Raw genomic sequence first — 10,483 nt, 5'->3', positions numbered from 1 at the left:
ATTCCCTGCCCCTTGAATCGGCGACTGTTATCTGAACGTTACAGAAAACAAACGGATTTCGCTCCCGACTTTCGGCCGCAGAAGACGAGGATGGCCCTCGATATCCGGTCTCACCTGCACAGTTGTCCAAAGGAATCTCATGCGACGCGCCAGCGATTTTCGCGACCTCACGAGACGTGAGCGCCGACGGCTTCTGCTGCGCGCCTTTCTGCGCCCGCTGGTCACCGTCGTCCTATGCGTCGTGGTCTACTTCGCCCTGCCGTGGACCTCGTTCGGGGACGTGTCGGGCGTGTTCTTCCTGGCCGGCGGTTTGCTCGTCGTCGTGCTGGTCGCGGTCTGGCAGATCCGGCGGATCGTCCAGTCCGACATACCGGCGCTCCAGGCGATCGAAGCTCTGGCCCTGATCCTGCCGATCTACCTCCTCGGATTCGCGGCAGGGTATTGCCTGATGTCCGAAAGTGATCCGGGTTACTTCACCGAACCCCTCACGCGCATGGGTGCGCTGTACTTCTCGCTCACCGTCTTCTCGACCGTCGGGTTCGGCGACATCGCCGCGACGACCGATCCGTCGCGCGCCGTCGTGAGTGTGCAGATCATCGGAAACCTGATCCTGCTCGGCGTCGGCATCCGCGCGGTCGTCGCGGCGGTCGGCTGGGCCCGCAGGCGCCGGGTCTAACGACCCGACGCCAGCACCAGTTCGACGTTCCGGTCGGGCGTCCCGCCGAGCAGGTCGGGGTCGGCGTGAATGTCGTTGAACGACAACTCCCGGTACAGCGACGCCAAGCCGAGCGGTGAGAGATCCGTGTGCTCGACGGCGTAGGGGCTGTCGGCCTCGAACAGCGTCGTGAGCAGCGACACGGTTCCGTCGACGTTGTCGACCACCTCGATGATCCGCCCGTGCTGGGGGAAGTCGATGTGCGAGGCCGTGTTGATCTCCCAGAACGACTGTTCCGGAGTCGATCCGGGCCACGGGGTGATCCGGTTCTCGTGAGTGTGTCCGTTGACCCAGGCGAGGACGTTCGGGAATCGGTGCAGCAGATCCACCAGTCGCGAGCCCCGGATCCGGGGCTCCGCCGGGGCCGCCGGGTCGGGAACGACGTTGTCCATGCTGCCGCTGGTGTGGTGACTGAACAGAACGAACCAGGTGTCGCTGCGTGCCTGCGTCACCGGGTTGCCCGCCGTGTCGAAATACCGGCTGCTGCCGGCCGCCAGGGTGTCCTCGATCCACCGGAACTGCGCCGCGCCGAGCGAGCCGTCGACGAACCCCGCCCGGTTGGTGGAATCCATGCTGATGCCGACCACGCCGGGTGCGATCTCGAACGAGTAGTAGCCGATCCCGGTCTCACCGGCGTCCGGTGCGAAACCGTGGCCGACCGGTCCGGGACCGGTGTTGGCGGGGTCCAGGTGTGCGGCGATGAACTGGCGGGGAGTGAACGGGGCGCGTGCGGGGTCGGGTGTGACGACCCGCGGTGGGATCGTGAACGCGGACAGGGCGGCGGGAATGGCGCCCGGGTCGAACCTGGTGGCGATGTCGACGGCCTTCGCCTGCTCCGGCGACCCGGGGACCTCGAACTTCAGCGAACCGGTGTACATGGCTTCGAGCGGTGGGATGCCGCTCGGGACAGTGCCTTGCACGGAGTCGTCGTGATTGCCGAAGACGCAGTACCAGGGGGTGCGCAGTCCGGGGCTCGTGACGGGAGTGATCGCCGCCCCGAGCAGGCCGGGTATCTCGGGGAACCCGGCCTTCTTGTACATGTCCTGAATGGAGGACTCCGGGTTCCAGTACAGATCGGCACCCGAGTTCTGCACGCCTTCGTAGCGGTCGGGCGCGCCTGTGTTGGGGACGATGGTGCCCCCGTTGAGTGCGGTGAGGAACCAGCCGAGTTCGGCGAATTCCTTGTTGTCGGTGCTGTCGCCGGTGCTCACGACCGCGTCGAACGGGCGCTGGGTGTGCGGGCCGGACGCGAGCGCGTTGACGCGTGCGACCAGGGCGACGAGACCTTGTGCGGTGAGTGTCTCGTGCGGGCGGAACGCGGAACCGGTGAAGGGGTGCACGTATTCGAAACGCATCGGGGACTGGGCGTCGACCAGGTGGACGTCCGTGAGCTGGACGAGGGAGGCGACGGCGGTGCGCCGGTCCTCGCGCCCGCTGCGAGCTTCGGCGAGTTCGGTGCGCACGATCGTCGGCCACCCCGGTCCTGCGCCGAGCCTGCGGTAGCCGGAGTTGCCGAGAGGGACGGCCACCGCTTCGAGGGTGGTACCTGCCCCGGATGTGGGAAGCGGCGCCGCGCCCGCGTACTGCAACCCCCACGGGCGTGCTCCGAATCCCACTGCCCCGATCGCCCCGAGTCCGGCAAATGTCAGGAATTTACGCCGATTGATGTCAGACACCAGAGGAACCTTAGGTGACGACCCGTGAGACAGGCCGACATTCGGCCCGGCGCGGTTTACCACCCCCTTCTCCTTGAGCGTTGGCACTCTCACGTATAGAGTGCCAAGTGGCGCCGATCGAGCTCCGGCACCCGCGACGACGGGGCTGTGTGAAGTGCCGTAAACGGAACACTCAAACAGGAGTCCGGAGAAGTCTCCGGATCCGCATACCCCAAAGTGGAGGGCTCATCGTGGCGAGCGTCAACATCAAGCCGCTCGAGGACAAGATCCTCGTCCAGGCCAACGAGGCTGAGACGACGACTGCCTCCGGCCTGGTCATTCCCGACACGGCCAAGGAGAAGCCCCAGGAGGGCACCGTCGTCGCAGTCGGCGAAGGCCGCGTCAACGAGCAGGGCAACCGCATCCCGGTCGACGTCAAGGAGGGTGACACGGTCATCTACTCCAAGTACGGCGGAACCGAGATCAAGTACGCCGGCCAGGAGTACCTGATCCTGTCGGCACGCGACGTGCTGGCTGTCGTCTCCAAGTAAGCCATACGTGATCCGCCCCGGAGTCCCCACAGGATCCCGGGGCGGAGTGCGTTCACGCGCGTAACCCTGAGATCCAGGAGAAGACAGAACACATGTCCAAGCAGATTGAGTTCAACGAGATCGCACGCCGGTCTCTCGAGCGTGGAGTCGACAAGCTTGCCGACGCGGTCAAGGTGACCTTGGGTCCGCGTGGCCGCCACGTAGTCCTGGCGAAGGCCTTCGGCGGCCCGACCGTCACCAACGACGGCGTCAGCATCGCCCGGGAGATCGACCTCGAGGACCCGTTCGAGAACCTCGGCGCGCAGCTCGTCAAGAGCGTCGCCACCAAGACCAACGACGTCGCAGGCGACGGCACCACCACCGCGACCGTGCTGGCTCAGGCCATCGTGCGGGGCGGTCTGAAGAACATCGCCGCGGGTGCGAACCCGATGGCACTCGGCATCGGCATCAACGCCGCGGCCGACAAGGTCGTCGAGGCGCTGCTCGCAGCGGCCACCCCGGTCGAGGGCAAGAAGTCCATCGCCCAGGTCGCGACCGTGTCCTCGCGCGACGAGGAAATCGGCGAAATGGTCGGCGAGGCGCTCACCCGCGTCGGCACCGACGGCGTCGTCACGGTGGAGGAATCCTCGACACTGGCGACCGAGCTCGTGATCACCGAGGGCGTCCAATTCGACAAGGGCTACCTGTCGCCGTACTTCGTCACGGACCTCGACGCACAGAAGGCCGTGTACGAGGACGCGCTCGTGCTGCTGTACCGCGAGAAGATCACGTCCCTGCCCGACTTCCTGCCGCTGCTGGAGAAGGTTGCCGAGAGCGGCAAGCCCCTCCTCATCATCGCGGAGGACGTCGAGGGCGAGGTTCTCTCGACGCTCGTGGTCAACTCCATCCGGAAGACCATCAAGGCCGTCGCCGTCAAGGCGCCGTTCTTCGGTGACCGCCGGAAGGCGTTCCTCGACGACCTCGCCGTCGTCACCGGTGGCACGGTCATCAACTCCGACGTCGGCCTCACGCTGAAGGACGCCGGACTGGACCTGCTCGGCAGCGCACGCCGCGTCGTGGTCAGCAAGGACGAGACCACGATCGTCGACGGCGCCGGAACCGACGACGACATCAAGGGTCGCGTCGCGCAGCTGCGCCGCGAGATCGAGAACACCGACTCCGACTGGGATCGTGAGAAGCTCGAAGAGCGCCTGGCGAAGCTGGCCGGTGGCGTCGCCGTCATCAAGGTCGGCGCGGCCACGGAGACGGACCTCAAGGAGCGCAAGTTCCGCGTCGAGGATGCCGTCAACGCCGCGAAGGCCGCTGTCGCCGAGGGCATCGTCCCCGGTGGCGGTTCCGCCCTCGTCCAGGCGAGCACCGAGCTGGCCGACAACCTCGGTCTGACCGGTGACGAGGCCACGGGCGTCAAGGTCGTGCGCGAAGCACTGCAGGCGCCGCTGTTCTGGATCGCCAGCAATGCCGGTCTCGACGGTTCCGTCGTCACCAGCAAGGTTGCCGAGCAGCCCAAGGGCCACGGTTTCAACGCCGCGACCCTGACCTACGGCGACCTGCTCGCCGACGGTGTCGTCGACCCCGTGAAGGTCACCCGCTCCGCAGTCGTCAACGCGGCCTCGGTCGCGCGGATGATCCTCACCACCGAGAGCGCCGTGGTCGAGAAGCCTGCGGAAGAGGTCGAGCAGCAGACCGGTCACGGGCACAGCCACTAGGCTCTGCCCTCGCGACCGATCGGGCTCCGATCGTTCGAGCGAGGAAACCCCCGTGCGGATCACCGCGCGGGGGTTTCTTCTGTCGGGCAGCGCCGGATCAGCTCAGTTGCAGCACCGCAAAAGGTTCCGACGTCGGCTGGGGTGATCCTCCGGGCGGTTCGACCGTGACGGCCAGCTTAGACATCGACCCCACGTCGTCGAGGACGATCGTCGTGGTCGGCTCCACGTCTGCGGGAGAGATGGTTCCGGCGGGCACGGGCGCGTCCCCGGATGCCGGCATCAGCCACAGCTGGTACACGGTGTCGGCGCTGGGCGGGGCGACACCGTCCAGCACGAACACCACGGCGTCCTGCGACTTCGAGTAGTTGGCGGTCGCGGACCCGCCTGCCGCGATCGCACTCGTCGACGAGTGCACGTCGGAGGCGTCGAGAACCTGCTCCGCCACGGTCGGCGACGGACCTTCCGTGAGCTGCCGGACGATCACCGTCCCGCCGGCGAGCACCCCGACGGCCGCGGCGGCGGCGACGGCGACCTTCCAGCGGCGCCGGCGGGACCGGCGTTCGGTGAGCGACGTCGGCCCGGACGCGGATTGCCTGACCTCGTCGAGGACTCGCGTCCGCACCCGGGGCGGGGGTTCGACGGCTCCCACCGCACTCACCACCGCGAACGCTTCACGGATGCGCCGGACCTCGTCGGTGAACGTGGAGCGGGTGTCCTCGTCGGTGGTGGCGAGATCGGTGTCGAGTTCGCGACGTTCGCTGTCGTCGAGCGCATCGAGTGCGTACGGGTAGGCCATGCCCACGAGTTCGTCGTTCATGTCACAGACCTCCCAGGCACCCGCCAAGACGCGTCAGTCCGTCGCGGATGCGCGTCTTCACCGTGGACAGGGCGACCCCCAGCTGGGAGGCGACCTCTCGGTAGGTGCGGCCGTCGTAGTACGCCATCGCGACGGACTCACGTTGGGTGTCGGTGAGCGAGTCGAGGCAGGCGAGCACCGATTGATGCTCGAGCCGGCGGGTCACCTCCTCGGTGACGTGGTCGAACGGCCCTGCGATGTTGGTGGTCTCGTAGAGCGCCTCGCGGTCGGTGCCTGCCTGTTCCGATCGCACGCGGTCGACCGCCCGGCGGTGCGCGAGCGTCATCAGCCAGGACAGTACGGAGCCGCGCGCCGGATCGAAGTTCGACGCGGTGCGCCACGCCTGGAGGAAGACTTCCTGCGTCGTCTCCTCCGCGTACCCGGGGTCGCGCAGGACGCGCAGAACCATGCCGTGCACTCGGGCGCTCGTCCGGTCGTAGAGTTCGGCAAACGCGTCGGCGTCTCCGTTCGCGACGCGGGCCATGGTGTCGTGGAGTTCAGCGGATTCGGTGGTTCGGGCCCTGTGTGCCCCGGCTGCGTCCGCCGAGCACACGTCGTCTGCCGGAGTGTTGCCTTCGGGGGTCGTCACCGGCACTCGTCTCGCTTCATCGAGAACCACGGTAGCGTGCACATCCACTCATCTCCTCCAGCCGGTAGGCATTCGGAGACCGCGTCGCGGTGGATGGGTGTCGAGGGGATCGATGTGACGCGAGGAACCCCCGTACGGCGACGAGGGTTCCCCGGTGAGTGTCGTCGAGCGGTCAGACGGCTATCCGGCCGCGTCTGTGCCGGGCGTGCATCTCGCGTTCGGTCTCGGACATTCCGCCCCAGATTCCGTACGGCTCGGACACGCTCAGGGCGTGATTGCGGCACTGGGCGAGGACCGGGCAGCGTCTGCACATTTCCTTGGCGCGGGTCTCCCGCTGCGCGCGCGCCCGGCCGCGCTCTCCGTCCGGATGGAAGAACATCGAGGAGTCGACCCCGCGGCACAGTCCGTGCATCTGCCAATCCCAGATATCGGCGTTCGGGCCGGGCAGGTGGTTGGGTGCAGGCATGTGGACTCCTTAGCTGCAAGCTCGCCTCGGGCGACGAGCGGACCGTGGGCTCGTAGGTACGTTCAAGCCACTGAATCATTCACGTCGCTAACCGTAGAGTCGGTTGTGAAATCGCGTCAATAGTTGTTCACAGTGGCGATTTACATATCCCACGAACTGAAAGTTAACCTGGAAAATATTTACTTTCCCGCGGTTCCGTGATTCCGTTTCGGGTTGAAAGACCCTCGGTCACGGGTGACGATGTCCGGGTGCCCCAGCCCGCGGAGCCTGAAACCCCACCCCCTTCCGGATACCCGGACGAGGGACCCACGATCTCGGTATCTGCCCTGGCCAGAAAGCTCGGGGTAGCTCCGTCGACGCTCCGCACCTGGGACCGCAGATACGGCATCGGACCCTCCCTTCACGCGCAGGGAAGTCACCGGCGGTACACCCCGCGCGACGTCGCCCGGCTCGAATGTATGCAACACGCTCTGGACGGCGGTGCAAACTCCGCGGAGGCCGCGAGATATGCGATTAACGCAATGGCTACATATTCGTCAGAAAGCGACCACCGACCGGGTCTGAAAAATCTGGATGACAACTCGGTGAACGGGACGAAAACAGACCCGTCGAACCTTTTGTCCTCCTTTTCCGGCCTCGGCGGCGCCGAGGCCTCGATCCGGAATTTATCGGGTGCATTGCTGGCGCGAGACGTCGTGACCATCCGGCGGATCGTCGTGCGAGCCGTCGCGGAGCGGGGATTCAGCTCCATGTGGACGACCCTGGTCGTTCCGGTGCTCGAGTGGGCGGACGAGGGGAGGAATTCGGACGCCGCCGCTGCGAGTGTCCGCGTCTTCGCCGAATGCGTCGCAGGGATTCTGTCCACGATGACGCTGGATGCGCCGATCGGCGGCGGCGGCCGTGTCCTGCTCGTGCACGTGCCCGCGGACCCGCTGGACACCGTTCCCGCCGACCCGTACGGCCTCGAATTCCGGGCCCTGGGCGCCGCACTCGCCACGGCCTCGGTGGACACGCGGATGGCTCTGCCACTGTGCCGGTCGGCGTTGCTCGCGTCCGTGACCAACGCCGAGCCGGACGTGATCGTTCTGTGGTTGCCCGCCGGCGGATGCGAACTGCCGTCTCTCCTGCGTGCGATCCGCCGCAGGCGGACAGGGCTGACGATGCTCGCGGGCGGCCCCGGATGCCGGACGCAGTCGCTTCCCCGGTCGATAGCAGTGCTGGGCACGCTGGACGAGGCCGTGGGCACCGTCACCGCGGTCACCTGACTTCGGAGCGTCCGCGCGATGCGATGATCTCGGCGTGCCCGACTCCACTCTCCGCTCCGACGCCACGAATTCGTTGATCCGCGCGGCTTTCGGCGCCGACCCGGGCGCGTGCCCGCTACCGGCGTCCGACGTTCCCGTCGAACGCTGGATGCGCGCGGTGGCGTGGGGCGCCAGGGGGCACTACAGCCGATCCCGCGCAGAACTGGACGCACTGACACGCGGCGGAGTGGCGGAACCCGCGGTCGCCTCGCTCGCCTGGAGCACGCAGGCGTCGTTGCTGAGGCAGCTCGGCTGGCACGGTGTGGCGTCCGGGTTCGACGGCCGGGCTCTCGCCGTGGTCGGGACGGGCCTCGGCGACGACGGCGTCCTCGTCGACGAGGCGCGGTGCGACGCGCTGACGGGGCTGGCGGCCGACGCCCTGGGATGCGGCCGGCTGGCCCTGGGCAGGCGGCTGCTCGACAGGTGCTCCGAGTATCTGGACGAGCGTGCTCCCGGCGAGCTGTGGCGACAGCGCGTCCGCAGGCACTGGGTGAGCGCGGAGTTGCTTCTCGCGGGCGGAGACTTCGTCTCGGCGCGCCGCCACGCCGAGACCGCAGCGGAAATTTCGGAGGCCGCCGGATCTGCGCGGCACCACGTCAAGTCGGATCTGCTGAGGAGTGCGTCGATGACGGGGGAGCCCGATTCCGGTCCGGCGGCACGCCTTGCCGCGGATGTGCTCGACCGGTGCGATGGGTACGGCCTGATACCTCTGAAGTGGGCCGCTGCGATGTTGCTGGGTGGTGTGACATCCGACTCACGTGCGGAGGCCGTGCGTGAGGAGTGCGAAGCCGTCATCAGGGCGCGAGGTGGGCGCTTCCGAATCTGACTCCGCTGGTCGGGCCCCGGACGGCCGGGTTGCGCGCGAATCGCTGCGAATCCGGGCGAATACCGTTCGGTCCGCACCGTTACTCTTGGAGTGTTCCGCTGAGAGCGGGAGCACACCCATCGGGGGAGGTGCCACTGTAACGCCAGGATATTCAGCAACGATGACTAATACGAGCGAGGAGTTGGACTCCGCAGTCGCCGCTGCAACGCAGGGTGACCGGGCCGCTTTAGCTCTGGTCCTGGAAAACATTCGGCCCTTGGTTGTGCGTTACTGCAGAGCCAGGGTCGGTGCTGCGGAGAGGGGACAACTCTCCGCGGACGACGTGGCACAAGAAGTGTGCCTCGCCGTGATGACGGCCTTGCCTCGTTACGAGGATCAAGGCCGGCCGTTCATGGCATTCGTCTACGGGATCGCCGCACACAAGGTCGCCGACGCGCATCGGAACTCCGCCCGTAACAAGTCGGAGCCCGTCGCCGAAGTACCGGATGTCGTAGCCAACGATGACGGACCCGAACAGAGGGCGCTGGACTCGGAAGCGAGCAGGCAGATGAACGAACTGCTGAGCACGCTGCCGGAGAAGCACCGGGAGATCTTGATCCTCCGCCTCGTGGTCGGTATGTCAGCCGAGGAGACGGCCGCGGCCGTGGGTAGTACCGCGGGAGCTGTCCGCGTGGCTCAACACCGAGCCATAGCGAAACTGAAAAAAGAAGTGACGAGGGCAGGTGAGAGGTTTGGCTAGGGGCATCAAGCGCAACGGCAATCCCGATGCCGATCTCCCAGGAGACGACGCACCGGTGGACGTCGCGGCAGTGCGCCGCGACGACGCTTTGATCGACGCGATCGCCGGTGGCGGTCCCGTCGCGACGGATTCGCCGGAGCAGTACGAGCTCGCGCTTCTGCTGACCAATTGGCGCGCCGACATCGTGGCGACGCCGATGCCGACCGGGCCGCTGCTCGACGACGTGATCGCGGCGATCGACGCCTCGGACGCCCGTTCCGCACGCAGCGCCGCCCGCGGCAAGCTCCGCTTGTTGCGACCGATCGCAGGCGCTGCCGCCGCGATCGCGGTCGTCATGGGTGGCGCCACCATCTTCTCGTACAACGCCGCACCCGGCGATCCGCTGTGGAGCGTCAAGTCGGTCGTGTTCAGCCAGCAGGCCGATTCGACCGTCGCGCAGATCGACACCACGTCGCAGCTGCAGGAGGCCGAGCGGCTGATCGCCGCGGGCGACGCGGAGGCGGCGAAGAACCTGCTCGAGGGCGCCGCCGACCGTGCCGGCGGGGTACGTGACTCCGACATGCGCACCGAACTCGACGTGTGGCGTGCGAAGCTCGCCGCGGAGGTCGAGAAGATCGCCCCCACCACGCCGCCTGCGACGACGACGCCCGGTACCACCACGACGGACGCGCCGACGCAGGCCACCGAGTTGCCGGCCACCGTGCCGGGGACACCCGGTTCGACGACGCTGCCGGGAGTCGGACAGTTGCCGGGAACCCTGCCGACGGATCTGCAGATTCCGGGACTGCCGCCCATTCCGCTGCCACAGCTGCCCACGCTGCCGCCGCCGCCGCCCGAGACGTTGCCGTCCACGAGCCCGGATCCCACGATCATGTTGGTTCCGACGCTGCCCTCGGACATTCCGGCGACGGAGCCGTCCACCCAGCAGCCGCCGCAGGAGCCTTCGACGGTGCCGCTACCCACCACCACGACGCCGGTCCCGGTGCTGCCGCCCACCAGCTAGCGGTTCGGCGGCCCTCCCGCACAGACCACTGTGGCCCGACACTTCGCGTGTCGGGCCACAGTGGTCTGTATCG

Annotated in this window: 11 protein-coding genes and 1 pseudogene; 8 read left to right on the top strand and 4 right to left on the bottom strand. The window is 67.4% G+C overall.

Annotation, left to right across the window (positions count from 1 at the left end; genetic code table 11):
* Positions 1-139 precede the first annotated feature (139 nt).
* Positions 140-676 (top strand): potassium channel family protein, encoded by a 537-nt coding sequence (locus tag OYT95_RS05585; protein WP_037244780.1) that lies wholly within the window; start codon positions 140-142, stop codon positions 674-676.
* Here the strand turns inward: OYT95_RS05585 and OYT95_RS05580 are convergent.
* Positions 673-2,391, bottom strand: a complete 1,719-nt coding sequence (locus OYT95_RS05580) for a TIGR03767 family metallophosphoesterase (RefSeq protein WP_268790945.1) — start codon at positions 2,389-2,391, stop codon at positions 673-675. The genes OYT95_RS05585 and OYT95_RS05580 overlap by 4 nt on opposite strands.
* A gap of 230 nt (positions 2,392-2,621) precedes the next feature.
* Between OYT95_RS05580 and groES the strand changes: the two genes are divergently transcribed.
* Together groES and groL are read left to right on the top strand one after the other, a co-directional pair.
* Positions 2,622-2,921 carry a co-chaperone GroES gene (gene groES / locus OYT95_RS05575; RefSeq protein ID WP_003940763.1) on the top strand — a complete coding sequence of 100 codons (300 nt, stop codon included), beginning with the start codon at positions 2,622-2,624 and terminating at the stop codon, positions 2,919-2,921.
* Between the two features lie 92 nt (positions 2,922-3,013).
* Positions 3,014-4,627, top strand: a complete 1,614-nt coding sequence (gene groL, locus OYT95_RS05570; RefSeq protein WP_112302237.1) for a chaperonin GroEL — start codon at positions 3,014-3,016, stop codon at positions 4,625-4,627.
* A gap of 97 nt (positions 4,628-4,724) precedes the next feature.
* Here the strand turns inward: groL and OYT95_RS05565 are convergent, their stop codons facing one another.
* The 3 genes from OYT95_RS05565 to OYT95_RS05555 all read right to left on the bottom strand — a co-directional run bounded on the left by OYT95_RS05565 (position 4,725) and on the right by OYT95_RS05555 (position 6,538).
* Positions 4,725-5,444 (bottom strand): anti-sigma factor, encoded by a 720-nt coding sequence (locus OYT95_RS05565; RefSeq protein ID WP_268790944.1) that lies wholly within the window; start codon positions 5,442-5,444, stop codon positions 4,725-4,727.
* Position 5,445: 1 nt separating this feature from the next.
* A complete protein-coding gene (locus OYT95_RS05560; protein WP_328286554.1) occupies positions 5,446-6,078 on the bottom strand; it encodes a sigma-70 family RNA polymerase sigma factor in 633 nt (210 codons plus the stop codon).
* A gap of 166 nt (positions 6,079-6,244) precedes the next feature.
* Positions 6,245-6,538 carry a WhiB family transcriptional regulator gene (locus OYT95_RS05555; protein ID WP_005239766.1) on the bottom strand — a complete coding sequence of 98 codons (294 nt, stop codon included), beginning with the start codon at positions 6,536-6,538 and terminating at the stop codon, positions 6,245-6,247.
* Between the two features lie 197 nt (positions 6,539-6,735).
* Between OYT95_RS05555 and OYT95_RS05550 the strand changes: the two are divergent.
* The 5 genes and pseudogenes from OYT95_RS05550 to OYT95_RS05530 form a co-directional block, all read left to right on the top strand.
* A pseudogene (locus OYT95_RS05550) lies at positions 6,736-6,987 on the top strand (MerR family transcriptional regulator); the annotation flags it as partial.
* 246 nt (positions 6,988-7,233) lie between these two features.
* The gene (locus OYT95_RS05545; RefSeq protein ID WP_235214737.1) at positions 7,234-7,803 is read left to right on the top strand and encodes a transcriptional regulator; all 570 of its coding nucleotides are present in this window, start codon (positions 7,234-7,236) and stop codon (positions 7,801-7,803) included.
* 34 nt (positions 7,804-7,837) lie between these two features.
* On the top strand, positions 7,838-8,668 hold the full coding sequence (locus OYT95_RS05540; protein WP_037244794.1) for a hypothetical protein: 831 nt from the start codon (positions 7,838-7,840) through the stop codon (positions 8,666-8,668).
* A gap of 160 nt (positions 8,669-8,828) precedes the next feature.
* Positions 8,829-9,407 (top strand): sigma-70 family RNA polymerase sigma factor, encoded by a 579-nt coding sequence (locus OYT95_RS05535; protein WP_005239770.1) that lies wholly within the window; start codon positions 8,829-8,831, stop codon positions 9,405-9,407.
* On the top strand, positions 9,391-10,410 hold the full coding sequence (locus tag OYT95_RS05530; RefSeq protein WP_268790943.1) for an anti-sigma-D factor RsdA: 1,020 nt from the start codon (positions 9,391-9,393) through the stop codon (positions 10,408-10,410). Before OYT95_RS05535 ends, OYT95_RS05530 begins: the two co-directional genes overlap by 17 nt.
* Positions 10,411-10,483 lie beyond the last annotated feature (73 nt).

Origin of the sequence: Rhodococcus sp. JS3073 (assembly GCF_026810085.1) — a bacterium.
GTDB lineage: Bacteria > Actinomycetota > Actinomycetes > Mycobacteriales > Mycobacteriaceae > Rhodococcus_F > Rhodococcus_F wratislaviensis.
Note: the sequence above shows the minus strand (reverse complement) of the source record. Positions and strands in the feature narration are given on the sequence as shown.

Excerpts from the sequence above, each read along its gene's own strand:
- OYT95_RS05585 (WP_037244780.1), top strand. The coding sequence starts at position 140 with ATGCGACGCGCCAGCGATTTTCGCGACCTCACGAGACGTGAGCGCCGA.
- groL (WP_112302237.1), top strand. The coding sequence starts at position 3,014 with ATGTCCAAGCAGATTGAGTTCAACGAGATCGCACGCCGGTCTCTCGAG.
- OYT95_RS05565 (WP_268790944.1), bottom strand. The coding sequence starts at position 5,444 with ATGAACGACGAACTCGTGGGCATGGCCTACCCGTACGCACTCGATGCG.
- OYT95_RS05555 (WP_005239766.1), bottom strand. The coding sequence starts at position 6,538 with ATGCCTGCACCCAACCACCTGCCCGGCCCGAACGCCGATATCTGGGAT.
- OYT95_RS05535 (WP_005239770.1), top strand. The coding sequence starts at position 8,829 with ATGACTAATACGAGCGAGGAGTTGGACTCCGCAGTCGCCGCTGCAACG.